Source organism: Sinomonas gamaensis (genome assembly GCF_005876955.1).
Taxonomy (GTDB): domain Bacteria; phylum Actinomycetota; class Actinomycetes; order Actinomycetales; family Micrococcaceae; genus Sinomonas; species Sinomonas gamaensis.
Genome location: NZ_SSCL01000024.1, coordinates 11518 through 36415 on the forward strand (window position 1 = coordinate 11518; position 24898 = coordinate 36415).

Below are 24898 nucleotides of genomic sequence, written 5' to 3' on the forward strand. Positions count from 1 at the left end.
CGGAGAAAATCAAGTGCTTAGGTATGATGCCGCGCCCCTCGCGGTGCTCTTCATCGGGGGAACCGGAACGATCAGCGCCTCGTGCGTGCGGCTCGCCGCCGCGCACGGGATGGCGGTGACGGTCCTCAATCGCGGCGCGAATCGGGTAGGCCGATCTCTCCCGGACGACGTCGAGCAGCTCACCGCGGACGTGGCCGATGACGCGTCGGTTCGCGGCGCCCTCGGCGACCGCAGCTTCGACGCCGTCGTCAACTTCCTTTCCTACGATGAGGACGACGTGGCCCGCTGGGTCTCGCTGTTCTCCGGCCGCACGCGGCAGTACATCCACATCAGCTCGGGCTCGATCTACGCCAAGCCCGTGCTCGTCACGCCGATCACCGAATCGACGCCCATCGGCCCCAACCCGCCCCTGCCCTACGCGACGGCCAAATGGCGCGCCGAGCTGGCGCTCGCCCGCGCGCACCGCGAGCAGGGCTTCCCCGTCACCGTGATCCGCCCCTCCCACACGTACGACGACGCCAACCCGCCTCTGCCGGGCGGCTGGACGGTCGTCGACCGCATCGCCCGCGGCGCCGAAATCCCTGTCCACGGCGATGGAACCTCACTCTGGACCCTCACCCACGCGGAGGATTTCGCTCAGGGGCTGGTCGGCCTGCTCGGGAGCGAGCGGGCCATCGGTGAGACATTCCACATCACGGGCGACGACGTCCTCACCTGGGACCAGATCTACACGCTCTTCGCCAACGCCCTCGGGGTCGAGCCTCGCCTCGTGCACGTCGCGAGCGAGCTCTACCCGGTCGTGGCGCCCGAGTGGTTCTGGTCCGGAGAGTTCGTGGGCGACCTCGGGCATTCCGCGGTGTTCGACAACTCCAAGATCCGCCGGTTCGTCCCGGGCTTCGCGCCGCGCCTCACGTTCGAGCGGGCGGTCAAGCGGATGATCGAATGGCGCGAGGCCCACCCCGAGACGGCGACCGGTGACGCTGGCACCGAGGCGATCCTCGACCGCATCGTCGACGCCTATCACGCCGCTCACCAGGCCTTCGCCGACCGCGCGCCCGCGCTCGAGGACGCGTCGTGACCCTCGCAACCCACACGCTCGGTTCCACCGGTCTCAAGGTCACCGAACTGTGTGTGGGGACGAGCCCGCTCGCGAGCATGTCGAGGCTCTACGGCTACGACGTGAGCGACGAGCGGGCCGTCGCCACCATCGAGGCTGTCCTCGACAGCCCGATCCGCTTCATCGACACCTCCAACGGCTATGGCGAGCACGGCGAGGCGGAGAAGCGGATCGGTCTCGCCCTCGCCGCCCGCGGCGGCCTCCCGGCCGACGTCGTGCTCGCAACCAAGGTCGACCCGGACCCGGTGACCGGGGACTTCTCGGGCAAGCGGGTGTTCGCCTCGTATGAGGAGAGCCTCGAGCGGCTCGGCGTCGACCGGGTTCCGCTGCTGTACCTGCACGATCCCGAGCGGATCTCCTTCGAGGAGGCCACCGCGCCCGACGGGGCGGTCGAGGCCCTAGTGCGGCTGCGCGATGAGGGACGGGTCGACTACATCGGTGTCGCAGGCGGTCCCGTGCGGCTGCTTGCTGAGTACGTCGAGACGGACGTGTTCGACGTCCTGCTCAGCCACAACCGCTACACGCTGCTGGACCGGTCGGCCGCATCCCTGTTCGCCACGGCCCATGAGCGCGGCATCGGCGTCGTGAACGCTGCGCCGTTCGGCGGGGGCATGCTCGCGAAGGGTCCCGATGTGCAGGGCAAATACGGCTACGGCGAGCGCGACGAGCGCATCGCCGACGCAGCGCGTGCGATGGCAGAGGCGTGCGCGCGGCACAACGTGCCGCTGCCGGCGGCCGCGCTGCAGTTCTCCCTGCGGGCACCGTTCATCGACGCCACGGTGGTAGGGGTCTCCTCGCCCGAGCGTGTCGGTCAGACCCTTGAGTACGCGGCCCTGGAGATCCCCGAAGCTCTGTGGGCTGAATTGGAGACGATGGTCCCGCCGACCGAGTGCTGGCTGAATTGATGGGCGCCGCCTCTCTCCGGGTTGGCCTTCTGGGTGCCGCTGGCATCGCCCCCGCCGCCATGATTGCCCCAGCACGACGCCGCGGCGACGTCGAACTCGTGGCGGTGGCCTCCCGCCGTCGCGCGTTTGAATTCGCCGAACGGCACCGCATCCGTACTGCTTATCCGCGTTATGAGGATCTCCTCGCAGACAATTCGATCGAACTCGTCTACGTGGCGCTCCCGCCTTCAGAACATGCACGGTGGACCATGGCGGCGCTCGAGGCGGGAAAACACGTCCTCTGCGAAAAGCCAATGGCCATGAATGCTTCCGAAGCGAGCGCCGTCCTGGCCGCAGCCGAGAGAACGGGCAAAAGGGCATTCGAGGCCTTCCACGATTACTACCACCCGCTCCAAGCGTGGATCCGGGATTTCCTGGCATCCGGGGCATTGGGCGCACCGGTCTCGGTCAAGGCGACCTTCAACGGCGCAATCCCCTTCGATCCGGCGTCCATCCGCCACGTGCCGGAACTCGGGGGCGGAGCGCTCATGGACCTCGGCTGCTATCCCGTGCATTGGGTGCGGACCCTGCTCGGCGAGCCGCGGGTCACGCACGCGAGCGCTGCCCGGAACCCCTTGGGAGCGGATCTCTGGATTGAGGCGCTTGCGGAATTCGACGGCGGGGTGCACGGCGTCGTGAGCGCGAGCATGGAGCCCGGAGTAACGCTCGAATCCAGCCTCACCGTTGTCGGCGAGACCGGAACGCTCCACGTGGACAATCTGGTCTTTCCTGCCCGTGGACATTCCATTCGGATTGAACGTGACGGCGTCACCCACATCTCAACGGTTGCCGGCCTGGACACCTACGACCACCAACTCGCCGCCGTGATTGACGCCCTCCGTTCGGGGAAATCGCTGGCGACGGAAGGTACCGATTACGTCAACAATATGGCAGCAATCGACGCCATTTACGCGGCGGCAGGAATTCGCTGACCGCCCTCGGAAGGAAGCATCAATGTCCTCTTCAAGCACCACCCTCGCGGGACCCTGGAGCGACCCCGCCCGATCCGCGGCCGAGCGCGCAGCCGCCTTGATTTCCCAAATGACGATCGAGGAAAAGGTTGCCCAGCTCTACGGAGTGTGGGTGGGCGCCTCCGATCAGGGCGGCGAGGTCGCGCCGCACCAGCACGAGATGGAGGAGGGCGTCGACTTCGACCAGCTGCTGCCCTCCGGACTCGGCCAGCTGACCCGGCCGTTCGGAACCGCACCCGTGGACCCCGCGCTCGGCGCACTCTCTCTTCTGCGGACGCAGCGCCGGATCATGGCCGAGAACCGATTCGGGATCCCGGCTCTGGCGCACGAGGAGTGCCTGGCCGGCTTTGCGACGTGGGGCGCGACCGCGTATCCCGTGCCTCTCTCGTGGGGTGCAACCTTCAATCCCCAGCTTGTGCAGCAGATGAGCTCGCGGATAGGCCGCGACATGCGTTCCGTCGGCGTCCACCAGGGGCTTGCCCCCGTCCTCGATGTGGTGCGAGACCCCCGCTGGGGCCGCGTCGAGGAGACCATCGGCGAGGATCCCTACCTGGTCGGGAGCATCGCCACCGCCTACATCAAAGGCCTCGAGGGCGCCGGCATCGTCGCCACCCTCAAGCACTTCGTCGGCTACTCGGGATCAAAGGCCGCGCGCAACCTCGCACCCGTCTCGATCGGCCGCCGCGAACTCGCGGACGTCCTGCTGCCGCCGTTCGAGATGGCGGTCCGGGAATCCGGTGTCCGGTCCGTCATGCACGCCTACACCGACATCGACGGCGTGCCCTCCGCGGCTGACGAGGAGCTTCTCACCGGGCTGCTTCGCGACACCTGGGGCTTTGAAGGGACGGTCGTCGCCGACTACTTCGGGATCGCGTTCCTCCGGACGCTGCACGCGATCGCGGGGTCGTGGGAGGAGGCCGCCGAGCAGGCGCTGACCGCCGGGGTGGACGTCGAGCTGCCGACGGTCAAGGCCTACGGTGCCCCGCTCTGCGAGGCTGTGCGCGAGGGCCGGATCAAGGAAGAACTCGTCGACCGCGCACTCGAGCGAGTGCTCACCCAGAAGATCCAGCTGGGTCTGCTCGATCCCGACTGGTCGCCGGTCCCTGAGGCGCTGCAGAACGCCGACCTCGCGGACACGTCCGGTCTCCGGGGCTCCATCGATCTGGACAACGGCCAGAACCGGGCACTCGCCCGCGAGCTCGCCGAGCAAGCCGTCGTCCTGCTCGCCAACAATGGGATCCTGCCGCTGGCGGCCCCGCACAGAATCGCACTGATCGGCCCGACCGCGAACGACCCCATGGCTGTCCTCGGCTGCTATTCCTTCCCGGCCCACGTCGGAGCACAGCATCCCGAGATTCCGCTCGGCTTGCGGCTGCCCACGCTGCTCGAGTCCCTCACGGAGGAGTTCTCGGCGAGCGAGGTCACCTTTGTTCAGGGCACCAGCATCGACGGCGGGGACACGGAGGAGTTTGCAGACGCCACTCAGGCGGCTTCCGACGCCGATCTCGTCATCCTCGCCCTCGGCGACCGTGCCGGACTGTTCGGCAGGGGGACGAGCGGGGAAGGCTGCGATGCCGGCTCCCTGGCCCTGCCCGGGGCGCAGCAAGAGCTCCTCGACCAGGTCCTCGCAGTGGGGACGCCCGCCGTCGTCGTCCTTCTTTCGGGGCGCCCATACGCGCTCGGTGCGGAGACGCGATCTGCGGCCGGCGCGATTGTCCAGGCGTTCTTCCCGGGCGAAGAGGGAACGGGGGCCGTGGCCGGCGTTCTGAGCGGGAGGGTCAACCCCTCGGGCAGACTTCCCGTCAGCATTCCGAGCCGCCCCGACGCCCAGCCCTCCACGTACCTTGCGCCCGCGCTGGGACGGAAGACCTCCGTCTCGAACATCGATCCGACCCCCGCGTTCGCCTTCGGGCACGGCCTCAGCTACACGAGCTTCGACTGGAGCGGCCTCACGGCGGACGCGGACGGCATGTCCACCGACGGAACGGTCCGGCTCACGCTTCGGGTCCGGAATGTCGGCCAACGGGCCGGAGCTGACATCGTCCAGCTGTACCTCCAGGATCCGGTCGCCTCGGTCGTGCGGCCGCTCCAGCGCCTGATCGGATATCAGCGGGTTGAACTGGAGGCCTCGGAAGAAGCGCTGCTCACATTCGAGGTGCCGGCAGACCTGGCCTCGTTCACCGGCCGCGACGGACGGCGCATCGTCGAACCGGGAGAGCTCGTCCTCGGCTTCGGTCGGTCCAGTGCCGACATAGTGCTCAGCCATACCGTGACTCTGACCGGGTCTGTACGGGTCGTCGATCATACGCGGGCGCTGCACGCGCGCTGCACCGTCGCCACCCCCTAGCCCGTCTCGGGTACCCCAACTGACCTTCCACACCGTCTCGGGTACGCCAACTGACCTTCCAAGCTGTCAGTTCACGTACCCGAGTCGGAGACCGAAGCCTAAGGAGCCTCTTCCCCGCAATTGTGCTGCGGGCCCGTAGCACAATTGCGGGGAAGAGGGCCAGTAACTGTTGCTGCCACCAGCCCGGGCATCGGTAGAGTCGATGTCAACACCGAGTCCGGAAGTGAGGCTCGCCCGCAAGACAGGCCAGCGACGAGGTCGCGGCCAATCACCTCCTAGGAGCCACCATGACCGTCGTCGTCACCGCCATCTTCAAGCCTGCGCCGGGCCGCAAGGACGAGCTCGTCGAGGCAATGCGCCCCGGAATTGCCGCCGTGCACGAGGAGCCGGGCTGCGAGCTGTACGCGATCCATGACGCCGAAGACGGCACGATCACCATGCTTGAGAAGTGGTCCTCCCAGGCCGACCTCGACGCGCACGCCAACGGCTCCGCCGTCGCCCTCCTGAACAAGGACATCGATGGACTCCTCGCCGAGCCGGTCCTCGTGACCACGATGTCGCCCATCCCCGCTGGCACCGAGTCGCAGGGCAACCTCTAGAACAGACGACGACGGGCGGCGACTTCCCTGCAGAAGCCGCCGCCCGTTCGTGTACCCGAGAGCGCTATTCGGAGGCAGTAGCCGCACCCGAAACGGCCTAGGGGGTGAGTTGGTGCACCCGGACGACGGCGGGCAGCGGCCCCTCCAAGACGGTCGCCTCCGAGCGAAGGGCCCGCGTCCGCCCCGGCCGTCACGCGGAGCGCGGCGTCTCGACGCCGGTCGAGGCCCATTCCACGAGCCGGGCCACCGCCCGGGCGTTGTAGCCCACATGGGCTATGATGTGGCGGCGGGACCAGCCGGGAAGCAGCGAGTCGGCGTCGAGGTCGTCGTAGGAGAGCTCGCTGAGCTTGCGGGCGAAGAACGCGGTGCCGCGCCGGGCAGTGAGCAGCCCGGCGCGGACCTCGGCGTCCTCGACAAGGTCGTGGCGAGCGACCATCTCAGGCCTTCGCGGGCAGCTCGGCGCCCGCGGGCGGAACTTCGGGCAGCTCGGCTTGGGCGTGGGCCACGTTGCGCAGCTCGCCGATGCCCTCGATCGCGACCGTCACGGTCTGGCCGTCCGCGAGGTACACCTCCGGGCGGCGGGCGTGACCCACGCCGCCGGTCGTGCCGGTCAGGATGAGGTCGCCCGGGTTCAGCGTGATCATCTCGGAGATGTACGAGACGAGGAACTCCGGACTGTGCACCAGATCGCCGATCGAGCCGCGCTGCCGCTCTTCCCCGTCCACGGTGGTGGTGATGGCGGCGTCCTGGTCGAGCTCGTCGGGTGTGACCATGACCGGGCCGACCGGCGTGGACTTCTCCCAGACCTTCCCCTGGAGCCATTCCTTGGTGCGGAACTGGTACGAGCGCATCGAGACATCGTTGGCAGCCGTGTAGCCGGCGATGTACTCCCCCGCGATGTCCTCCCCGACGCGGCGGGCGCGCTTTCCGACCACGACGACGAGCTCCGCCTCCCAGTCGATCGCGTGATCCGCGACCGGCAGCTCGATGTCGTCGAACGGGCCGGTCAGCGTCTCGGCGAACTTCGCGAACAGGGTCGGGTACTCCGGGAGATCGCGGCCCATCTCCTCGATGTGGGTCGCGTAGTTCATGCCGACGCAGAAGACCTTCGACGGCGAGGGGACCACCGGGGCGAGGTCCGCGCCCTCAACGGGGTGGGCGGCGCCGTCGGCCTTCTCGGCGATCTCCCGCCAGCCCTCGACGGCGAGCAGCGCACCCAAGTCGGAATACCCGGGGATCTCCACGAACGTGTCGCCGTCCTGACGGACGGCCACCGTCCCGGCTGTGCCGGAAGAGGACAGGCGGAGGGTCGCGAGCTTCACTTGTTCGTCTCCTTCAATGGGTTCTGGTCCTTCAATGGGTTCTGGCCTTCACTGAACGTGCGGCTGAAATGCAGCCGCTCGACGATCGGCGCGTCGCCGAACTTGAACAGGTCGAACCGGGTCTCGGCCTCGATGGACCACGCGGCCCACGACGGGACGACGATCATGTCGCCCTTGCCCACGGTAGTCCTCTCGCCGTTGAGGACAAACGCGCCCTCGCCCTCGAACACCTGGTACACCGAGGAGCCGACCTCGCGGGTCGTGCGGGTCTGGACCCCGGCGCGGAGGCGGTGGAACTCGACGCGGATGGTCGGCATGACGTCCCCGCCCGTGGTCGGGTTCACGTAGCGGACCGCCGCCTGGCCCTGGCCTACAGTGCCGGGGTGGCCCTCGTCCTCGAGCGCGAGCTGCTCGGTCAGAGCCCGGTCGGTGTGCTCCCACCGGTACGCGCGGCTACTCCTGGAGAAGTGGGTCGACGGCAACGTCACCCTCCTCGGCGATCTGGTGAGCCGGCACGTCGTCGGAACAGACGACGACGGCGAGCGCCTCGAGGCGTGGGCCCGCGCCTTGCGCGAGTACAACGAGATCCGGGAACCGCGGACGAGCCGGGTCCAGACGACCGCTCGGGTGTGGGGCGAGTCCTGGCATCTGGACGAGCCAGTGGCTCTATGGGCGCGAGAGCGGCTGAGACGGCGTCGCCCTTTTGGGTTAAGGAACCTTCCGCGTCAAGAGGCCGGTGAGTCGAACAGTACTGATTCGATCGCCGCGGGTTGGGTATCACTTGACCGTGGACTTCATGGCACGCGCATTGATTGTCTGCCCTGAGGCGCCCTAGCCAGCGCTGGACGCCTATGGCATCGTGGGACCACGCTGGATATTCCGTTCGCATTCGGCGCCGGCCCAAATAAAAAAGCGGTCCGCTCGCACTCTACCGGGCCGCATCACAGCTTCCGAGGAAACCAGAAACCCGGAGCTTCAATATCATATAACGACCTTGTCACGGATGGAGGCTAACCGTGAATGGAAGGGCGCAATTAGCCGTTGTTCTTCTCGGCGGCTACCTGCTTGGCAGGACCAAGAAGATGAAGCTTGCGATCACGGTGGCAAGCGCCATCGGCGGCAAGCAGCTTCTCAACAATCGACAGGACCTCGTGAGCAGGGCCACCAAGGTCCTTGATTCCTCGCCCGAGGCCAAACAACTCGTCAATCAGGTGACCGGCACGCTCGTGCAGGCTGCCCGGGGCGCAGCGCTCACTGCGGCCTCGAAGGGCGTCAGCTCGCTGAGCGACAACCTCCAGGGCCGTGCCGAAAAGCTTCGTGCCCCGAAGGAAGCGGTCGGCAAAGCCGGGGACAAGGCGGCGCAGGCCGGAGGCCAGGCGACCGAGACGGCCGGCAAGGCCACGGGGTCCGCCGGAAAGACCGCCGGGAGATTGGCCGGTCCCGCCGTCGGGCTTCTTCGGAGGAAGCGGCGTAGCAGGTCCGAAGAGGAGGAGCCCGAGGAAAGGACTCCACGGGACGAGGAGACTCGCTCCCAGGACGAGGACCAGGACGAGGGCTACGAGGACGAAGACCACGGCGAGGACTACGCCGAGGATGAAGGTCACGCCGAAGACGAGGACTACGAAGACTACGAAGACGAGGAGCCCGAAGGCGAAGAGTCCGAGGGTGAGGACTACGAGGACGAGGAAGAGCCTCAGGACGAGGACGAAGAGGAGCAGCCTCGGGACGAGGAACGCAGGCCCGAGCGCCAGGCCGACCGTCAGCCCCGACGAGAGCCGGCTGGCCGCTCCGGCGGAGAGTCGGGTCGCTCGTCGGGCGGCGAGAAGTCCAGCCAGCGGCCGGCGCGGCAGCGCCCGGCAGCCCCGCGCCCAGGCGGCCCCGAGCGCCGCAGTTCAAGCAGTTCCGAGCGCCGTCAGGCTCCGTCCGGACGTCCGAGCAGGAAGCCCACGTCCGAATAGCCCAGGAGGCATGTCATGGCCGAAAACGCAACCACAGAACCGGCTTCTGAAACCAAAGAATCGGGCTCCCTCACCGACAAGCTCGGCCTGGGCGGCCTGAAGGAGGCCGCCGGAAGCTATGCCGGGTCCCTCCTGAGCAACGGGCTCGGCAAGGTCACCGACTCGGTCGAGGGCCTGAGCGGGAAGCTGAACGACTTCGCCGAAGGCAAGGTCTCGGTCAAGGACAAGGCCAAGGTGGGGGGCCTGAAGTCGAAGCTCCAAGGCAAGAATCCCGTTCTCGGGGCCGTGGGCGGTGCCCTCGGCGGCGTCACGGACAAGGTGAAGGACACCCTCAAGTCGGGAGTCGAGGCCGTGACCGGCGGCGGCAAGAAAGGCCGGGGCAGCCGGAAGCAGAAGCTCGTCAATATCGTCGAATGGGCCGATGTGGGCGTTCCCGTCAAGGTCGCCTACAACCAGTGGACCGAATTCGAGCAGTGGTCCGACTTCATGAAGAAGGTCAAGAACGTCGAATACGACAAGGACAAAGGAAAGGTCTCGTTCAAAGGCCAGGTATTCCTGTCCCACCGCACCTGGGAATCCCAGATCAAGGAGATGGTCCCGGATACGCGGATCATCTGGAAGTCGAAGGGCCCTAAAGGCCACATGGACGGTGCGGTCACATTCCATGAATATGGTCCAGAGCTGACCAAGATCTGCGCCATCGTGGAGTACTACCCGCAGGGGCTCTTCGAGAAGACCGGGCAGATCTGGCGCGCGGTGGGCCGCCGCGTCCGCGTAGAGCTCAAGCGCTACGTGCGCCATGTCATGACCTACAGCATCCTCAACCCGGAAGAGGTTGTGGGATGGCGGGGCGAGATCCGCGACGGCGAGATCGTCCGCACCCACGAGGAGGTCGTGGAGGAAGAGCAGCGCGAGGAAGAGGAAGCCCAGCGCCAGCGCGAGGAACAGGGCCAGGGTCAGGATCAGGGCGAAGAAGACTACGAGGACTACGACGAGGAGGAAGACGAGGAGGGGCGGTCCCCAGAGGATGAGGGCTCCGAAGAGGAGACCTCCGACGAGTACGACGACGAGGACGAGGATTCCGAGGCGGTGGCCGCCGACGAGGAGTCCGACGAGTACGACAACGAGGACGAGGACGAGGACTCCGAGGAGGGGACCTCCGACGAGTACGACGAGTACGACGACGAAGAACCCAACGAGGAGGAAGAGGGCGAAGAGGAAGAGGGCGAGGCGTCCGACGAATACGAGGACGAGGAGCCCGAGGAAGAAAGCCGTGAGGGCAACGGCCAGAGGCGCGCCGGCGGAAGCCGCCGCTCGCCGTCGTCGTCCGGCCGAGGCCGACGGTGAGGGGCCCGTTCACGGGGCTACAGCGCCGCGCGCGAGAAAGAGGCCGAACGTCCATCTCGCTCAGCACGTCTGAGCACAACACTGAGCCCAACAGCAGGAACGCTGCCAGGAGCAACGCGACAGTTAGGAGCGGATCATGAGTACGGCTATGCAGCCGCGTGGGGGCTACTTGGACCGTCCCCACTCGAGTTCTCTTGCCGACGTCCTGAACGTCATCCTCGACAAGGGTCTCGTCATCGACGCGTACATCCGCGTCTCACTCGTGGGAATCGAAGTCCTCACGATTGATGCCCGCATCGTCATCGCCAGCGTCGACACCTACCTGCGCTTCGCGGAGGCGACCAACCGGCTTGACCTCGCCAGCCAGGGCGGAAAGGGCCTCCCAGACATGATCGATGACATGCGCGAGGGCGGCTCGCGCAGCAAGACCAAAGGCGTGATCGGCGGGGTGAAGGATGCCATCAGCGGTGGCAGGGACAACGATGAGGACGAGGACGACAAGGAAGAGGCGAGGGCGCCACGCCGTCGGCGTGAAGACAAGTAGACGAAGGGAGTGACTGTGAGCCTCTATGTGTACGGAATCGTCCCGGAGGGTTCGGAGGTCCCCGATCTCGACGGCCTGCAGGGCCAGATGGTGACGACGCTGCCGGCGGAAGGCCATGCCGCCATCGTCTCCCGGGTGGAAGACGAGGAGGCGCTCGGGACTCCCGACGACCTCGTGGCGCACAGTGCCGTCTTGGACCGCATCGCGGCCGACGTGCCGGTCCTCCCCATGGTCTTCGGAACGGTGGTCCCGGACGAGGAGACCCTCGTCGAGGAGGTCCTGGTGAGCCGCCATGGCTTGTACGCCGAGAGCCTGCGGAGGGTCGAGGACGCAGTGCAGTTCTCGCTGCGCGCGCGTTTCGTCCGTGACGAGGTGCTCGGCGAGCTCATCGCCGAGCAGCCGGAGATCGCGGCGCTCCGCGAGGCGATCGCCGGAACCGGAGAGGACGAGACCCGCGACGAGCGGATCAGGCTGGGCGAGCTGGTCGTCCAAGGCCTCCAGCGGAAGGCCGCGGAGGAGGCGCCCCGCATCCGCGCGGCGCTCGAGCCGCTCGCCCGTGAGCTCGTGGAGCGCGAGGCGTCCCAGGCAGAGGACGTCATCGAGCTCGCCGCCCTCGTGGACCGGGACCGTCAGGACGACTTCGAGCAGGCCGCCGAGGAACTCGCGCGGGAGGGTGCCGGGCGGATCACGTTCCGGCTCCTCGGGCCGCAAGCGCCCTACGATTTCACCGGCAGCTTCTGATGGGACTCTTCTCAGCTGTCTTCGGCCTCCCCCTCGCACCCGTGCGAGGGGTGGTCTGGGTCGCGGAGCGACTTCAGGAGGAAGCCGAGCGGCAGTACTACGACCCGGGGCTGATCCGGCGCCAGCTGGAGGAGGTCGCACAGGCACGCGCTGAGGGGACCCTATCCGACGAGGACGCAGGGAAGCTTGAGCGCGAGCTGGTCGCCAGGATGCTCGAGGGCAGCCGGCGTCAGCGGAGGGAGGGGTACTGATCGTGGCAGACGAGGAGGAGCGTGCGCCGGTACGGCGCCGCCCGCCCGAAGAACGAACGACCTCGCGCGAACGCCCCGCTGCTCGCGAGCGCCCGGCTACCCGCGAGCGCCCCCCAGCGCGGGAACGGCCTGCGCCCCGGGAGCGGGACGACCGGCCAGAGCGGGACGACCGGCGGGAGCGGGACGACCGGCCCGAGCGGGAAGAGCGGCCCGAGCGGGACGAGCGGCCTGAACGCGAAGAGCGGCCGAAGAAGCTCAGCTCGACCCGGCTCGCGCAGCTGGCGGTCTCCCACCTGAAGGCGCTCACGACCCGAGACATCGAGGCCGTGGTCGGCATGTCCCGGAAGGACGACGGGAACCTCGTGGTGATCCTCGAGGTTGTGGAGAACCATCATTTCCCGGACTCGGCCGACATCATGGCCGAATACTCGGTGGAAGTGGACCCGGACGGGGAGCTGGTGGGCTACTCCCGTGGGCCCCGCTATCTCCGGGGGCGCCCGGGCGACAAGTAGGCACCGGGCCACAACAAGCAGCACACGTGAGATTGGAGCGGGCATCGACAATCAGGCGGAGATCTGATGAGCACCGAAAGCGAACACCCCGACCCCGGGCCCTCAGCTGAGGGGCAGTCCGGGCGGGGTGGGCGTGCGTCTCAGGCACCCCGCGAGGCGGCCCGCTCCGACGTGGTTCCCTACTCCGCCCGTGGCGCCTCCGCCCGCCCGGCCGGAGCCGGCGGAATGTCCCCCGGGGGAATGCCGCCCGGCTCGCCACTCATGCCTCAGCGCAGCCGCGAGGGAACTCTCACCCACATTATCGAGACGCTGCTCGACAAGGGCCTCGTCATCAACGCGGACATCACCGTCTCGCTCGCCGGCGTCGAACTCCTGGGCATCCGCGTCCGCGCCGCGCTCGCCTCGTTCGATACCGCGGCCCGCTACGGGCTCGACTTTCCGTCCGGCACGGACCGCAACACGGTCGCGTGGAACGAGGCCTCCGAGCGGAAGGACACCTGCCCACAATGCGGCAAGATGGCACCGGTCGATCAGCTCCTCTACGAGTTCTGCCCGTGGTGCGGCTGGCGGAGCGCGATCGCGATCGCGCAGTCCGACGGCGGACGCTCACCAGACAGCGGTGGGTCCCCTGAGCCCGAGCGGGCGCGCGAGAGCGAGGGCGAGGACGGCGGCGATGCGGGAACCGCCGAGGAGGCCCGGGAATGACGGAGCTGCGCGAGCCCGAGGGGACGGCCTCTCGGGAGGCAACCAGGCCGTCGTCGTCCGCGCGCGCCCTCACGCCTACGCGGGATCGCGAGGCGACGCTCGCCGCGCTTGTGGATTCGCTCCTGAACAAGGGCGTGTACCTCGATCTCGACGCCGTGATCACGGTCGCCGGAATCCCGCTCATCGGGCTGAGCCTCCGCGCCGCCCTCGCGGGGATGGAGACCCTGCTCGAGTACGGCATGTTCGAGGATTGGGACGAGCGGACACGCGCGTGGGCGCGCCGGCTCGCGCCAGCCGGACTGGACTTGGCCGACGACGAGGAGATCGTCGCGCGGATGCCCGGCGCCTATCGTCTGGACCTCACCCCGCCCGTCTGGCAGCCCGGCACCGTCTTCCTGACGGACCGGCGGCTGCTCGTCTACCGCAGCGAGCCCGCAGCGATGCTCTGGCAGGCTCCGCGTGCGCGCGTCACCCACGTGGGGAAGGTGTCCGAGCGCGGGGTCGGCGGCAAGGACGTTCCACGCCTCCTCGTGACGACGGACGACGGCGGCCTCGCTCACCTCACTGCCGCGCGGCCCGATCGGCTGCGGAATCTGCTCCTCCGGGGGCTGCGGGGTGCGTCTTCCGCGGTCGCTGACGTGCGGGCCAGCGACCTGTCGTCCGCCGAGGCAGCAGGCACTGAAGAGGCGACCGAGCAAGAGGACGCTGAGCTCTGGGTCGTGGAGCGGCGGGCGTCGGGGTCCGCGTGGCGGCGGGGCGAGGGCCGCATCGACGACGACGGATTCCATTGGAAGGGCGACGGTGACCGGCGGCCAGCGGTGCGGATCGCGCCATCGGACGTTCTCGAGATCCGCCGGGGGGAGCGGGAAGGCGAGCCGGAAGGCCTGCTGGCGTTCGTCGTCGTCACCCCCGACGGGGAGACGCGCTTCGCGGCTGCGCCCGCCGCGGACTGGCAAGCGCGGCTGCAGAAGATGGCGACTGGGCACGCTGCCGGCGGGGAGGCGAAGTGATGAGCACGCTCAAGATCGATGAAGACAACCTCACGGCGGGGCTCCTGACCCTCGTGGTCACGCTCGTCGAGATCATCCAAGAGGCGCTCGAGACACAGGCGGTCCGGCGGATCGAGGGTGGGACGCTCACGGCCGAGGAGCAGGAGCGGCTCGGCAACGCCCTGCTTCAGCTGGACGAGGCCATGGCCCAGCTCAAACTGGACCACGGGATCGCCGATTCCGTCGCGGAGCTGCGCCGCGGGTTGGACGACATCGTCGCCGACCTCGTTGAAAAGGTGACGAATCCATGAGCGCGGGCGGGGAACTGGACGGCCTGTACGTCTACGCGGTAGTGCCCGCGGACTTCGATGCGGCCGGGCTCGGGACGGGGATCGACGGCGCACTCCTCGAGCTCGTTTCCGCGGAGGGTGTGGCCGCGGTCGTGCATCGCCACTCGTCGTCGCCCTACAGCGGCGACGACGAGGAGGCCCAGCGCCGCGTACTCGAGCACGGGGACGTTGTCGAGCGGTGCTGGGACCACCGGCGCAGTGTGCTCCCCATGGGGTTCAACGTCATCGTGGCGCCCGGGCCGGACGAGACCGCCGAGGAGCGGCTCGTCGCCTGGCTGGCCGACTCGGCCCACGTCCTCTCCGAGCGGCTCGCTGCGCTCGCGGGGCTCGTGGAGCTGCGGGTGGAGATCTCGCTCGACGAGCGGGTGGCCGCGGAGCAGAGCGAGGACGTCCACGCGCTCGAGGCCGAGCTCCGCGAGCGCCCCCCCGGCGTCCAGCGGCTCCTGCAGCGCCGCCTCACGGCTCTCCGGGAACGTGCCGCCGAGCGGCTCGCGGACCGGCTCTACCCAGAGTTCCGGCGCCGGCTCGCCGCACTCTCCACCGACCTCGCTGAGAACGTCCGCGGCCATCCCCCGGCCGGGTGCGTGACCGTGCTCAACGTCGCGGTGCTCGCGCGCGAACAGGACATCCCGCGGATCGGCGCGGAACTCGGGGACATCGAGCTCGAGGAGCCTGCCGCGCGAGTGACCTTCCTTGGGCCCTGGCCTCCGTTCTCCTTCGCCGACGTGCCCCACTCGCCGTCGGTAGAGTGGACTGCATGAGTGACGGAATCGACGTCGGCAGCCCGGAGGAAATCGAGGAGGGAACCGCGCGGATCGTAGAGCCCGAGGAGTCGGGCTTCGACGAGCCGATCGCCGTCTTCCACACGGAAACCGGCTGTTTCTTCGCGCTCAACGACATCTGCACGCACGAGGAGGCCTCCCTCGCGGAGGGCTGGATCGAGGGCGAGACGGTCGAGTGCCCGCTGCATTCCTCGAGCTTCGACCTGCGCTCCGGCAAAGTCCTCGGCCTGCCAGCCACTGAGGACGCGCGCACTCACAGGGTCGAGGTCGAGGACGGCAGGATTGTCCTCTACCCCGGTCGCGACGCTGAGCAGGCCGTGCGGCCCAGCGGTCCGTCGGCTGGCTGATGCCGCTCCGCCGCATCCTTGTGGTGGGCGGCGGGGTCGCGGGATTCAGTGCCGTGCGCGAGCTGCGCGAGCGCGGGTACGACGGCGAGCTCACGCTCCTCTCCCCGGAAGGCCTCCCCTACGACCGCCCGCCGCTCAGCAAGGGCTACCTCCTCGGCACCGAGGACGCCCAGAAGATCCGCCTCGTCCCGGAAGCCTGGTACGCCGAGCACGGCGTGGGGCTCGTGCCCGAGCGGGCTTCTGCCCTGCGCCCTTCCGAGGGGGCCGTTGAGCTCTCCGGCGGCCGACTTGTTCCGGCCGACCGGGTCCTGTTGGCCACCGGCAGCACGCCGCGTCGCCTCGGCGTAGCGGGCGGTGATACTGCGCTGACCTTGCGAACCCGCGCCGATGCCGACGCGCTTCGGACCGCTCTCGCACCCGGCGCGCGGGTCGCCGTCGTCGGTGCCGGGCTCATCGGCTCGGAAGTCGCCTCAGCTGCGGTCGTCCTCGGTGCAGAGGCGACGCTCATCGATCCCGTGGTTCCGCCCCTCGTCCCCGCCGTGGGCCGCGCCCTCGCCGAGCGGCTGCAGGGGATGCATGCAGAGCGGGGCGTGCGGACTTCGGTGTCGGTTCCGGTCGAGATCACTGACGACGGCGGTCGCCGGCTCGTGCGGCTTGCCGACGGTTCTGCCGTGGAAGCCGACGTGGTGGTGGCGGGGATCGGCGTGGTGCCCGAGACGTCCCTGGCCGAGAAGTCCGGGCTTGCGGCCGACGACGGGATTCTCGTGGACGCTGCTGGCACCACCTCGAATCCGGCCGTCTTCGCCGCCGGCGACGCCACGCGCCTCCGACGCCCGGACGGGACTCTCGCCCGACGCTCGGAGCACTGGGAGGCCGCTGTCCGGTCAGGTCAGGCGGCCGCCGCGGGGCTCCTCGGGGAGGCACCCCCGACGTTCGGTGCGCCCTGGTTCTGGTCGGACCGGCACGGGGTGCACGTCGAGGCGGTCGGGACGCTCGACGAGCGACAGGCGCCGGATGGCCGCACCGTGGTGCGCTTCGTTGACGGCGTCCCTCAGGCCGCGTTCCTCCTCGCCGCCGACGGTCGCCTTCTCGGATGCGCCGTCGTCGATCTCCCGCTCATGGTGCGGGCCGCCCGCCGCATCATCGACCGCGGACTCGTCCCGGACCCCGCCGCCCTCTCGGACCCGTCGGCCGACCCGCGGAAGCTCGCCCGCTAGCAACCCCTGGCCACGTCTGTATCAGGCAGCCGTGAGGTGCAGCCCCGCCACGATCGTGTCGACAATGCCCTGGGGCGCCTGCGAAATGTCGAGCCTCAGATGACCACGGGAAAGCTCCTCCTCGGTCAGCGGCTCGAGTGTGGCGAGCTGGCTGGGCAGCAGGCCGGTGGGCATGAAGTGCCCCGACCGCGAAGCCATGCGCTCGGCGAGCAGTTCGGGGGTGCCGTCGAGGTGCGCGAAGACCACGCGGCCGTCAGCCTGGGCGAGCAGATCGCGATAGCTCCGCTTGAGCGCCGAGCAGGTGAGCACCGTGCTCCGGCCCGCGGCCGCCTGCTCGCTCATCCAGTCGCGGATGCTGGCGAGCCACGGCCAGCGATCATCGTCGGTGAGGGGGACGCCGCTGGCCATCTTGTCGATGTTCGGCTGGGGATGGAACTCGTCGGCCTCGGCGAGCGTCCAGCCGAGCCGCTCGGCGAGTGCGGCGGACACGGTCGTCTTGCCGGCCCCGGCAACGCCCATGACCACGACATGCAGGGATTCCACTTGCTACCTCCGCAGAAGACGTCATTGGCTTCGTGAGAAGCACTCCCTCAAAGATAGCACCATTGCGTGGGATAGGTCATACTTTTCGTCATGATGGCGCAACAGAACGACAAGGGCGAGTCGGGGGCCGGGCGACTCCACCGGAGAATGCTCGATGCAGTGGGCGAAGCCATCGCGTCTGGGCGCTACGAGCCCGGTTACCGCCTGACTCTCGACGCGCTCCAGCGCGAGTTCGGTGTCTCCCGCACGGTCGCCCGGGACACGATGCGCGTCCTCGAGACGATGAACCTCGTGACGTCGCGCCGGCGGGTCGGGATCGTGGTCCAAGACCCGGCGCAATGGAACGTCTACGACCCCCAGCTCGTCCGCTGGCGCCTGACGTCCCCGCGCCGCGATGAGCAGTATGCCTCGCTCACTGAGTTGCGCATCGCCGTCGAACCTCTTGCCGCCGCCGGCGCGGCCCGACGCGCGAGCGCGACCCAGCGGATTGAGCTCACGCGACTGGCGGCCGACCTCCGGCGCCTGGGCGAGTCGGGCGATCTGGACGCCTTCCTCGACGCCGACATTGCCTTCCACCGGCTCATCCTGAGCAGCAGCGGCAATGAGATGTTCGCCGCCCTCGAAGGAATGGTGGCCGAGGTCCTCACGAGCCGAACCCGGCAAGGGCGCATGCCCTTTCACCCGCGCGACGAGGCGCTCGACGCCCACGAACGCGCGGCCGCGGCGATCGCTCGAGGTGACGCGAACGACGCCGAAGCCTCCGCCCGCGAGATCCTCCACGAGGTTCGCGGCGCCCTCAACCTCAGCTGATTCTGCTGAGCGCGCCGTAGGGCCCCACCCCACCCGCTTCGGGTACAGATACTGCACCCGGCCGGCAACTCAGGTACACCAACTGACCCGCACGACGACGGAGGGCGCCCTTCGCTGGAAAGGCGCCCTCCGTCGTCGTACCCGAGATGGCTCCAGGACTGATGATCTGTACCCGAAACGGTGAGGGAGGCGAAGATCTGTACCCGAAACTCAGAGAGCCTCGATCGCCGCCTTCGCGGCCGGGTCGGACTCGTTGAGGAACGTCGAGATCCGCTCGGGCTCGCCTTCCTCGCCGATGGCCGCGGCCGCACGGCCGAGGTCGTACAGCGCGCGCAGGAAGCCCTGGTTCGGCTCGTGCTCCCACGGCACCGGACCGGCCCCGCGCCAGCCGTTGCGGCGCAGGGCGTCCAGTCCGCGGTGGTACCCCACGCGGGCGAACGCGTACGACTCGACGGTCTCGCCCGCGGCCCAGGCCTCCTCGGAAAGCAGGGCCCAGAGCAGCGAGGACTCGGGATGCTTCACGACAAGGTCACGCGGGGAATGCCCCGTCGCGAGGCCCTGGTACACCTCGGCCTCGGCCGGGAGCCGCGTCGGCTCGGGGCCGAGGAGGTTGGTGCGGAATTCGTCGCTCACTTGATCGACTTGCCCTCGGAACCGAGCTGCTGCGCGGCCTCGACGACGCGCGCCGCCATGCCACCCTCGGCCGAGGCGCCCCACACCCGCGGGTCGTAGGTCTTCTTGTTGCCGACCTCGCCGTCGACCTTGAGGACGCCGTCGTAGTTCTTGAACATGTGGCCGGCCACGGGACGCGTGAACGCGTACTGGGTGTCCGTGTCGATGTTCATCTTGATGACACCGAAGGAGACGGCGTCCGCGATCTCCTGCTCGCTCGAGCCCGAGCCGCCGTGGAACACGAGGTCGAACGGCTGATCCTTGCCGACCTTGGCGCCGACCTCGGCCTGGATGTCCTTGAGGATCTCGGGGCGCAGCTTGACATTGCCCGGCTTGTAGACGCCGTGGACGTTGCCGAACGTGAGGGCCGTGATGTAGCGGCCGTTCTCGCCGGTGCCGAGCGCCTCGACCGTCGCGAGGCCGTCCGCCGCGGTCGTGTAGAGCTTCTCGTTGATGGCGTTCTCGACGCCGTCCTCCTCGCCGCCGACCGTGCCGATCTCGATCTCGAGGATCATCTTCGCAGCGGAGGTGCGGGCCAAGAGGTCCTTCGCGATGCGGAGGTTCTCCTCGAGCGTCTCGGCGGAGCCGTCCCACATGTGCGAGTTGAACAGCGGGTTCCGGCCCGCCTTGACCTCGGCCTCGGAGGCGGCGAGGAGCGGCAGCACGAACGTGTCGAGCTTGTCCTTCGGGCAGTGGTCGGTGTGGAGGGCGATGTTGACGTCGTAGTTCTTCGCGACCTCGCGGGCGAACGCCGCGAAGCCGAGCGAACCGGCGACCATGTCCTTGACGGAGGCGCCGGACCAGTAGGCGGCGCCGCCCGTGGAAACCTGGACGATGCCGTCGGAGCCGGCCTCCGCGAAGCCGCGGATCGCCGCGTTGAGCGTCTGGGACGAGGTGACGTTGACCGCCGGGAATGCGTAGCCGCCGTTCTTGGCGGAGTCGATCATCTCGGCGTACTTCTCAGGGGTGGCGATAGGCATGGAATCTCCTCGATTCAGGTCCGTGCGGCAGGGAACTGCTCGGCGGTGTGCTGGCCACTTCACATCCTAGCGATCGGCGTCGCGCCGGGCTTCCCCGCCCAACAGATGACGACGACGGCGGGAGCCTCCCGCCGTCGTCGTCCGCTGTGATGCTGAGCTAATGCTGAGCTGCGACCTGCTGCGCGAAGGCCTCGGTCATGCTTCCGACGCCGGTGACGTCGTCGTAGCCGGACGTGGCCACCAGCGACGTGTCGAGGCCGAGCGTCGCCACGTATGTCTGGCCGGGGTAGGCGCGGGCGAGGTTGATCGCGTGGGCGGGGCTGGTCACGTCGCGCATCGCTGCGGTCGGCGCCGCCGCGGCCTGGTAGACCGCCGGGTTCGCGAAGCCGATCCGCTTGCTGGCGGCCGCCTGTGCGCTCGCCATGAGGCCTGCGGTGAGCGGGCACGCCAGCGAGGTGCCGCCGATGCGGAGCTCGCTGTAGGAGCCGGAGTTCAGGGAGTGGTCATTCGTGATCGGGCTGTAGCCGATCTTGAATCCGGTCCAGACGTCGGCGAGCGCCGAGACGTCTGGCGAGACGCGCTTTCCGCCCGCGAGCGCAGCCGGCACCAGCGCGGCTTGGTACGCGGGCTGGTCGAAGGCGGCGCTGCGGCCGCCGCCTGCACCGTACTGGAAGACGCCGGGCAGCGGCCCCGCGTAGGCGAGGGACCCGTCAGACTGGGTCACGATGGCCTGACGCGTGGTGCCCCACGCGGTCTCCCAGAGGTAGTTGTTGGAGGCACCGAGCGCAAGGCTCGTGCCGCCGACCGAAGTGACGAACGGCGAGCTCGCCGGGAAGTCGGGCGAGGTGTAGCCGAGGGCAGCCTTCTCGTCGCCGCTGTCGCCGCTGGAGAAGTAGAGGCCGATTCCCTCGGCCGCGGCCTGCAGATGGTTGTTCTGCTCGCCGAGGAGGACGTCGGAGGGAACTGCTTCCCCGACGTAGCCGTAGCTGTTGCTCACGACCGTCGCAAGCTGGCCGTCGAGGACCTTCGACATCGCGAGGTCGAGGCCGCCGCCGCAGTTGGAGCCGCCGACGTAGAGGATGTTGGCGCCGGGGGCCGTGCTGTGGACCGCTTCGACGTCGAGCGCCTCTTCGCCCTGCCACCCGCTGGGCTGGCCGCAGAGCGCTTGATCGTAGTAGACGGGGGGCAGGAGTTCGCGGTACGAGGTGGAGGTCAGCGCCGGGAGTCCGTGGAGCGACGCGTACTGGTTGGCGTCCTGCGCCATGGTCGGGGCGGCGTACGCGTCGATGATGGCGACGGTCTGGCCGGTGCCCGCCGTCGTGTTCATGGCGACGCCGTTGCCAAGGCCGTAGGCGGCCTGGATCTGGCCCGGGGTGTAGCCGCAGAGGACGGTCGGGACCGAGGTTGCGCCGGTCTCCGTGGGCGGGACCGCGACTTCTTTCTGGTCCCAGTATTCAGAGCACGGCGTCGCGACGGGCGGCGGGGCCGTCTTCGCCGCCGGCTGCGCGTCGCCGCCGTCGACGACGTTGTCCGGGCGGGTGAGCATCCGGCCTTGGTCGATGCTCACGGCTGAGACGGAGGCCGCGATGTCGCCCGGGAGCGTGGGAGCCCGGTCGGGGCCGATGAGGCTCTGGCCCTCGAAGGAATACGTCTGCTCCGAAACCTGGAAGGCGTTGTTGAACTGGCTCACGGTGCCGCGGAACACCACGTACTGGCCGCTGTCGGGGACGCCTGTGACGACCATGCCTTGCGCCTGGAGCCAGTTGACCACCGCATCAGTGTCCGCTGGGGCGGGCGCGAAGCGGGACTTCCACTGGGCGAAGCTCAGGAACTGGCCGTACTGGGGGCTCCCAGGCGTGGAGACCGCCGTCGCCAACGCCTTCGCGCCCGCCTCATCCCGGAGGCCGAGGTAGATCTCGCCCTCGATCGTGGTGTTGCTGAGGGGTATGCCGGTCTTCGCCCGGGATCCCGCCCACGGCGGGACCGAGCCTGGATAGGCGGTGGATTTCGACGGCGGAGGGCTGGGCGGGGCTGCGACGGCCACAGCGGCGGTGCCCAATCCCGCGACGCAGGCCAAGGCGGTTGCGGCCGCAGCAGCACGCAGTGAATGTCGACGAGAAGCCAAATGAATGCCCATATTCCCTCTCCTTCGAAGCACGGGCTGCCTCGACTGCAGCGAGACTAGTCCTGAAATGTTCGTGACAGGAGTGTCGAGAAGCTGGGAGTTCGCCGTGAATCCTGAAAGCCAGCTGTGATTGGCCTTGAGCGCAGCGCCCCCTGTACGCTGGTCATGCGCAGGGGAGTATCCCAAGCGCCGCACACGTCAACACGTCGGGCGCAGGAGCCCGGCCGGGTGCGGCGGCCCGTATACGGCGATTGAGCCGGTCAGCGGGTGGAAAGACTTGTGGGGATCACGCCTACCTTGCGAAAGGGACTTGAATGTCCGTCTCTCCCCTGGTCTGGACCGCCACGATCGTCGCGATCGTGGGCCTTCTGGCCTTCGACTACTTCTTCCACATCCGCAAACCCCACGCTCCCACGCTGCGTGAGGCCTCGATCTGGTCCGCCATCTACGTCGGCGCCGCGGTGGTCTTCGGGATCCTCGTCCTCATGGTCGGCGGAAGCGAGATGGGAGGCCAGTACTTCGCCGGCTTCATCACCGAGAAAGCCCTCTCGGTCGACAACCTCTTCGTGTTCCTCGTGATCCTCGCGAGCTTCCGGGTGCCGAGGGAGGACCAGCAGAAGGTGCTGCTGTTCGGCATCGTCTTCGCGCTCATCGCCCGGACCGTGTTCATCTTCCTGGGCGTGGCCCTCATCAACAGCTTTGCGTGGATCTTCTACGTCTTCGGCGCCATCCTCCTCATCACGGCCGGGCACCTGCTCAAGCCCGAGAGCCACGACCAGGACGAGGCGGACAACATCATCGTCCGGCTCGCCAAGAAGATGTTCCGGACCTCTCCCCACTACGACGGCGACAAGCTCTTCACCGTCGAGAACGGCAAGCGTGTCCTCACTCCGATGCTGCTCGTCATGGTGGCCATCGGCGGGACGGACATCCTCTTCGCGCTCGACTCCATCCCCGCGATCTTCGGCCTCACCCAGAACGCGTACGTCGTGTTCACGGCGACGGCGTTCTCCCTCATGGGCCTGCGGCAGCTGTTCTTCCTGCTCGACGGCCTCCTCGACCGCCTGATCTACCTCTCCTTCGGCCTCGCCGCCATCCTCGCGTTCATCGGCGCCAAGCTCGTGCTGCACGCCCTCCACGAGAACACGCTGCCGTTCATCAACGGGGGCCAGCACGTCGAGGTCTTCGAAGTCACGACCGGCCTGTCCCTCGTGGTCATCGTCGGCGTCCTCGCCATCACTATCGTGGCCTCGCTCGTGAGCCCCGCCGGCAAGGCGCAGACGGCCATCAACAACGCGCGCCGGCACGCCGAGAACTACCTCGATCTCGAGTACACCGCCGATCCTGCCGAACGCGAGCGGATCTATCAGGTCCTGCTCGACGAAGAGGCCGCGATCCGCGCAATGGACAAGAAGTACCGGGACAAGGCGAAAGACGTCGACGCTATTCGGGCGAAGGTCGCGCAGGCTCACGCCCGCCACGCCGAGTACCTGGGCAGCGCGACCTGATCCGGGGCTTCCGGCCCTAGCCGTCTCCGGGGGCGCCTGACACGCTGAAGGGTCAAGGCGCCCCGGAAGGAACCGATCATGCCGTACACGCTGTCCCTCGTCGTCCCGCTGTCCTTCGCCGAGACCATGGAACGGGTACGAGCCGCCTTGGCTGGACAGGGATTCGGAATCCTCTCGGAGAGCGACATCCGTGCCACCTTTGCCGCCAAGCTGGGCCTCGAGGCGGCCGCCGCCCTCGGCGACTACGTCATCCTCGGAGCCTGCAATCCCGGGCTTGCGCGGCGCGCCCTCACCGTCGAACCGCAGCTGGGCGCACTGCTGCCGTGCAACGTCGCTGTGCGTCGCGGCCCCGACGACGTGGAGACGACCATCGACGCCGTCGATCCCCTCACGCTGGTGCAGCTGAGCGACAGCCCGCAGGTCAAAGCCGTGGCCGACGACGCGGGCGCGCGGATCAAAGCCATGCTCGCCTCCGTTGCCGCCGCAACGCAGCCGGCTGCCTAGCGGTTTCTCCGGAACGTCCTTCCGGGCGGCGCTGGAACTGCCGCCCTCGCCTCCGGGCCCGCAGCCCTTCGACGGCGCAGCTCAAGCGCGAGGCTCTCCTGTCCGCGCGCCATGGCCCACCGGTGGTTCGCCGCGAAGACCGGCTTGAACAGCCAGCTGAGCCGCTTGAGGAGTGGCTTGCCGACCGTCACGTTCCAGTCGTAGCGGATCACGGTCTCGGGGCCGTCCTGGGTGAGGGTCCATCTGCCATTTCCGTTGAGGTCGCCCACGGCCGAGATGGTGAAGCCCTCGAGGGTGATGGGTTGGGTGACTTCGAGGGTCCAGCGGAGAGTGTACGGAAGCCAGCCTTTGGTGTAGAGCGCCGCGCGCCTCCCCTTCCCGTCGGGTCCCCCGGGTTCCAGCGTTCGGACGTCGAGGTACACCGCGGGCCACCAGCGAGGCAGTTCCTCGACCGGTCCGAGGACCGAAATCACTTCCTCCCGCGTGCCCGCAACCCTCCAGATCGTCACAAACGAGTAATCCGTGCTGGCCATGGGCTTCCCTTCCGCGCCTCTCGTGCCTCCACTGTACGGCTGGCCGTGTTCCAGCTTGGGCTCAGGACTTCGAAGCAACGCCTGCGATGATTTCGGGGCATGAGCTGAGGAGTCGCATGGAGCGTAGGGAGCTGACCCCTGAGGATCGGCTGATGATCCAGGCCGGGATCGGGAAGCGGA

27 protein-coding genes and 2 pseudogenes are annotated in these 24898 nt (G+C 68.5%); 20 read left to right on the forward strand and 9 right to left on the reverse strand.

The features are described 5' to 3' along the window. The first annotated feature begins 13 nt into the window (after nt 1-13). The 5 genes from E5679_RS19755 to E5679_RS19775 all read left to right on the forward strand — a co-directional run bounded on the left by E5679_RS19755 (nt 14) and on the right by E5679_RS19775 (nt 5978). The gene (locus E5679_RS19755) at nt 14-1078 is read left to right on the forward strand and encodes an NAD-dependent epimerase/dehydratase family protein (protein ID WP_138419119.1); all 1065 of its coding nucleotides are present in this window, start codon (nt 14-16) and stop codon (nt 1076-1078) included. Then, on the forward strand, nt 1075-2022 hold the full coding sequence (locus E5679_RS19760; protein ID WP_249336251.1) for an aldo/keto reductase: 948 nt from the start codon (nt 1075-1077) through the stop codon (nt 2020-2022). Before E5679_RS19755 ends, E5679_RS19760 begins: the two co-directional genes overlap by 4 nt. Then, entirely contained in the window at nt 2022-2993 is a 972-nt protein-coding gene (locus tag E5679_RS19765; protein WP_138419121.1) for a Gfo/Idh/MocA family protein, read from the forward strand. The genes E5679_RS19760 and E5679_RS19765 overlap by 1 nt, the downstream gene beginning before the upstream one ends. 22 nt (nt 2994-3015) lie before the next feature. Further along, nucleotides 3016-5379 (forward strand): beta-xylosidase/alpha-l-arabinosidase, encoded by a 2364-nt coding sequence (locus tag E5679_RS19770; RefSeq protein ID WP_138419123.1) that lies wholly within the window; start codon nt 3016-3018, stop codon nt 5377-5379. Nucleotides 5380-5666: 287 nt separating this feature from the next. Continuing rightward, nucleotides 5667-5978 carry a putative quinol monooxygenase gene (locus E5679_RS19775; RefSeq protein WP_138419125.1) on the forward strand — a complete coding sequence of 104 codons (312 nt, stop codon included), beginning with the start codon at nt 5667-5669 and terminating at the stop codon, nt 5976-5978. A gap of 202 nt (nt 5979-6180) precedes the next feature. Here E5679_RS19775 and E5679_RS19780 read toward each other — a convergent pair. The 4 genes and pseudogenes from E5679_RS19780 to E5679_RS19795 all read right to left on the reverse strand — a co-directional run. Further along, nucleotides 6181-6414 (reverse strand): annotated as a pseudogene (locus E5679_RS19780) (maleylpyruvate isomerase N-terminal domain-containing protein); the annotation flags it as partial. Between the two features lies 1 nt (nt 6415). Next, on the reverse strand, nt 6416-7300 hold the full coding sequence (locus E5679_RS19785; protein WP_138419128.1) for a fumarylacetoacetate hydrolase family protein: 885 nt from the start codon (nt 7298-7300) through the stop codon (nt 6416-6418). Then, nucleotides 7297-7749, reverse strand: a pseudogene (locus tag E5679_RS19790) (cupin domain-containing protein); the annotation flags it as partial. The gene E5679_RS19785 and the pseudogene E5679_RS19790, both read right to left, overlap by 4 nt. Nucleotides 7750-7753: 4 nt before the next feature. Continuing rightward, a complete protein-coding gene (locus tag E5679_RS19795) occupies nt 7754-7948 on the reverse strand; it encodes a hypothetical protein (protein ID WP_138419130.1) in 195 nt (64 codons plus the stop codon). A gap of 434 nt (nt 7949-8382) precedes the next feature. On the opposite strand from E5679_RS19795, the gene E5679_RS19800 reads away from it, so the two are divergent. The 12 genes from E5679_RS19800 to E5679_RS19855 all read left to right on the forward strand — a co-directional run bounded on the left by E5679_RS19800 (nt 8383) and on the right by E5679_RS19855 (nt 17043). Further along, a complete protein-coding gene (locus E5679_RS19800; RefSeq protein WP_138419132.1) occupies nt 8383-9258 on the forward strand; it encodes a hypothetical protein in 876 nt (291 codons plus the stop codon). 15 nt (nt 9259-9273) lie between these two features. Further along, a complete protein-coding gene (locus E5679_RS19805) occupies nt 9274-10605 on the forward strand; it encodes an SRPBCC family protein (protein ID WP_138419134.1) in 1332 nt (443 codons plus the stop codon). Between the two features lie 136 nt (nt 10606-10741). Continuing rightward, nucleotides 10742-11149, forward strand: a complete 408-nt coding sequence (gene gvpJ, locus E5679_RS19810) for a gas vesicle protein GvpJ (protein ID WP_138419136.1) — start codon at nt 10742-10744, stop codon at nt 11147-11149. 15 nt (nt 11150-11164) lie between these two features. Further along, nucleotides 11165-11890, forward strand: a complete 726-nt coding sequence (locus tag E5679_RS19815) for a GvpL/GvpF family gas vesicle protein (protein WP_171042483.1) — start codon at nt 11165-11167, stop codon at nt 11888-11890. Beyond that, nucleotides 11890-12141 carry a gas vesicle protein GvpG gene (locus tag E5679_RS19820; RefSeq protein ID WP_138419140.1) on the forward strand — a complete coding sequence of 84 codons (252 nt, stop codon included), beginning with the start codon at nt 11890-11892 and terminating at the stop codon, nt 12139-12141. The genes E5679_RS19815 and E5679_RS19820 overlap by 1 nt, the downstream gene beginning before the upstream one ends. Nucleotides 12142-12143: 2 nt before the next feature. Next, complete coding sequence (gene gvpO / locus E5679_RS19825; RefSeq protein WP_171042484.1) at nt 12144-12653, forward strand: gas vesicle protein GvpO; 510 nt, start codon at nt 12144-12146, stop codon at nt 12651-12653. Between the two features lie 66 nt (nt 12654-12719). Further along, complete coding sequence (gvpJ, locus tag E5679_RS21475; RefSeq protein WP_275092571.1) at nt 12720-13358, forward strand: gas vesicle protein GvpJ; 639 nt, start codon at nt 12720-12722, stop codon at nt 13356-13358. Then, on the forward strand, nt 13355-14368 hold the full coding sequence (locus tag E5679_RS21480; protein WP_138419144.1) for a gas vesicle protein: 1014 nt from the start codon (nt 13355-13357) through the stop codon (nt 14366-14368). The genes gvpJ (E5679_RS21475) and E5679_RS21480 overlap by 4 nt, the downstream gene beginning before the upstream one ends. Next, nucleotides 14368-14658: a gas vesicle protein K gene (locus E5679_RS19840; protein ID WP_138419146.1), complete on the forward strand. Its 291-nt coding sequence runs from the start codon at nt 14368-14370 to the stop codon at nt 14656-14658. The genes E5679_RS21480 and E5679_RS19840 overlap by 1 nt, the downstream gene beginning before the upstream one ends. Next, nucleotides 14655-15458 (forward strand): GvpL/GvpF family gas vesicle protein, encoded by an 804-nt coding sequence (locus tag E5679_RS19845; protein WP_138419148.1) that lies wholly within the window; start codon nt 14655-14657, stop codon nt 15456-15458. The genes E5679_RS19840 and E5679_RS19845 overlap by 4 nt, the downstream gene beginning before the upstream one ends. Further along, nucleotides 15455-15826 (forward strand): non-heme iron oxygenase ferredoxin subunit, encoded by a 372-nt coding sequence (locus E5679_RS19850; RefSeq protein WP_138419150.1) that lies wholly within the window; start codon nt 15455-15457, stop codon nt 15824-15826. The genes E5679_RS19845 and E5679_RS19850 overlap by 4 nt, the downstream gene beginning before the upstream one ends. Then, nucleotides 15826-17043 carry an NAD(P)/FAD-dependent oxidoreductase gene (locus E5679_RS19855; RefSeq protein ID WP_138419152.1) on the forward strand — a complete coding sequence of 406 codons (1218 nt, stop codon included), beginning with the start codon at nt 15826-15828 and terminating at the stop codon, nt 17041-17043. Before E5679_RS19850 ends, E5679_RS19855 begins: the two co-directional genes overlap by 1 nt. Before the next feature lie 21 nt (nt 17044-17064). Here E5679_RS19855 and E5679_RS19860 read toward each other — a convergent pair whose 3' ends face one another. Continuing rightward, nucleotides 17065-17562 (reverse strand): gluconokinase, encoded by a 498-nt coding sequence (locus tag E5679_RS19860; RefSeq protein ID WP_138419170.1) that lies wholly within the window; start codon nt 17560-17562, stop codon nt 17065-17067. Between the two features lie 114 nt (nt 17563-17676). Between E5679_RS19860 and E5679_RS19865 the strand changes: the two genes are divergently transcribed. Beyond that, the gene (locus E5679_RS19865; protein WP_212747013.1) at nt 17677-18396 is read left to right on the forward strand and encodes a FadR/GntR family transcriptional regulator; all 720 of its coding nucleotides are present in this window, start codon (nt 17677-17679) and stop codon (nt 18394-18396) included. A 210-nt stretch (nt 18397-18606) separates the two neighbouring features. Here E5679_RS19865 and E5679_RS19870 read toward each other — a convergent pair whose 3' ends face one another. The 3 genes from E5679_RS19870 to E5679_RS19880 form a co-directional block, all read right to left on the reverse strand. Further along, a complete protein-coding gene (locus E5679_RS19870) occupies nt 18607-19029 on the reverse strand; it encodes a DUF3151 domain-containing protein (protein WP_138419154.1) in 423 nt (140 codons plus the stop codon). Then, on the reverse strand, nt 19026-20048 hold the full coding sequence (gene fbaA / locus E5679_RS19875) for a class II fructose-bisphosphate aldolase (RefSeq protein WP_138419156.1): 1023 nt from the start codon (nt 20046-20048) through the stop codon (nt 19026-19028). The genes E5679_RS19870 and fbaA overlap by 4 nt, the downstream gene beginning before the upstream one ends. A 157-nt stretch (nt 20049-20205) precedes the next feature. After that, nucleotides 20206-22185 (reverse strand): S53 family peptidase, encoded by a 1980-nt coding sequence (locus E5679_RS19880; RefSeq protein WP_138419158.1) that lies wholly within the window; start codon nt 22183-22185, stop codon nt 20206-20208. A 302-nt stretch (nt 22186-22487) separates the two neighbouring features. Between E5679_RS19880 and E5679_RS19885 the strand changes: the two genes are divergently transcribed. Together E5679_RS19885 and E5679_RS19890 are read left to right on the forward strand one after the other, a co-directional pair. Further along, nucleotides 22488-23681 (forward strand): TerC family protein, encoded by a 1194-nt coding sequence (locus E5679_RS19885; RefSeq protein WP_138419160.1) that lies wholly within the window; start codon nt 22488-22490, stop codon nt 23679-23681. A 78-nt stretch (nt 23682-23759) separates the two neighbouring features. Beyond that, complete coding sequence (locus tag E5679_RS19890) at nt 23760-24185, forward strand: DUF302 domain-containing protein (RefSeq protein WP_138419162.1); 426 nt, start codon at nt 23760-23762, stop codon at nt 24183-24185. On the opposite strand, the gene E5679_RS19895 is transcribed toward E5679_RS19890, so the two are convergent. Beyond that, entirely contained in the window at nt 24182-24718 is a 537-nt protein-coding gene (locus tag E5679_RS19895) for an SRPBCC family protein (RefSeq protein WP_138419164.1), read from the reverse strand. The genes E5679_RS19890 and E5679_RS19895 overlap by 4 nt on opposite strands. Between the last annotated feature and the right edge of the window lie 180 nt (nt 24719-24898).

Bases quoted from the DNA above. Each gene is read 5' to 3' on its own strand.
- E5679_RS19765 (WP_138419121.1), top strand. From the start codon at position 2,022: ATGGGCGCCGCCTCTCTCCGGGTTGGCCTTCTGGGTGCCGCTGGCATC.
- E5679_RS19770 (WP_138419123.1), top strand. From the start codon at position 3,016: ATGTCCTCTTCAAGCACCACCCTCGCGGGACCCTGGAGCGACCCCGCC.
- E5679_RS19775 (WP_138419125.1), top strand. From the start codon at position 5,667: ATGACCGTCGTCGTCACCGCCATCTTCAAGCCTGCGCCGGGCCGCAAG.
- E5679_RS19795 (WP_138419130.1), bottom strand. From the start codon at position 7,948: ATGCCAGGACTCGCCCCACACCCGAGCGGTCGTCTGGACCCGGCTCGT.
- E5679_RS19800 (WP_138419132.1), top strand. From the start codon at position 8,383: ATGAAGCTTGCGATCACGGTGGCAAGCGCCATCGGCGGCAAGCAGCTT.
- E5679_RS19805 (WP_138419134.1), top strand. From the start codon at position 9,274: ATGGCCGAAAACGCAACCACAGAACCGGCTTCTGAAACCAAAGAATCG.
- gvpJ (WP_138419136.1), top strand. From the start codon at position 10,742: ATGAGTACGGCTATGCAGCCGCGTGGGGGCTACTTGGACCGTCCCCAC.
- E5679_RS19820 (WP_138419140.1), top strand. From the start codon at position 11,890: ATGGGACTCTTCTCAGCTGTCTTCGGCCTCCCCCTCGCACCCGTGCGA.
- gvpJ (WP_275092571.1), top strand. From the start codon at position 12,720: ATGAGCACCGAAAGCGAACACCCCGACCCCGGGCCCTCAGCTGAGGGG.
- E5679_RS21480 (WP_138419144.1), top strand. From the start codon at position 13,355: ATGACGGAGCTGCGCGAGCCCGAGGGGACGGCCTCTCGGGAGGCAACC.
- E5679_RS19840 (WP_138419146.1), top strand. From the start codon at position 14,368: ATGAGCACGCTCAAGATCGATGAAGACAACCTCACGGCGGGGCTCCTG.
- E5679_RS19845 (WP_138419148.1), top strand. From the start codon at position 14,655: ATGAGCGCGGGCGGGGAACTGGACGGCCTGTACGTCTACGCGGTAGTG.
- E5679_RS19850 (WP_138419150.1), top strand. From the start codon at position 15,455: ATGAGTGACGGAATCGACGTCGGCAGCCCGGAGGAAATCGAGGAGGGA.
- E5679_RS19855 (WP_138419152.1), top strand. From the start codon at position 15,826: ATGCCGCTCCGCCGCATCCTTGTGGTGGGCGGCGGGGTCGCGGGATTC.
- E5679_RS19860 (WP_138419170.1), bottom strand. From the start codon at position 17,562: ATGGGCGTTGCCGGGGCCGGCAAGACGACCGTGTCCGCCGCACTCGCC.
- E5679_RS19865 (WP_212747013.1), top strand. From the start codon at position 17,677: ATGATGGCGCAACAGAACGACAAGGGCGAGTCGGGGGCCGGGCGACTC.
- fbaA (WP_138419156.1), bottom strand. From the start codon at position 20,048: ATGCCTATCGCCACCCCTGAGAAGTACGCCGAGATGATCGACTCCGCC.
- E5679_RS19880 (WP_138419158.1), bottom strand. From the start codon at position 22,185: ATGGGCATTCATTTGGCTTCTCGTCGACATTCACTGCGTGCTGCTGCG.
- E5679_RS19885 (WP_138419160.1), top strand. From the start codon at position 22,488: ATGTCCGTCTCTCCCCTGGTCTGGACCGCCACGATCGTCGCGATCGTG.
- E5679_RS19890 (WP_138419162.1), top strand. From the start codon at position 23,760: ATGCCGTACACGCTGTCCCTCGTCGTCCCGCTGTCCTTCGCCGAGACC.
- E5679_RS19895 (WP_138419164.1), bottom strand. From the start codon at position 24,718: ATGGCCAGCACGGATTACTCGTTTGTGACGATCTGGAGGGTTGCGGGC.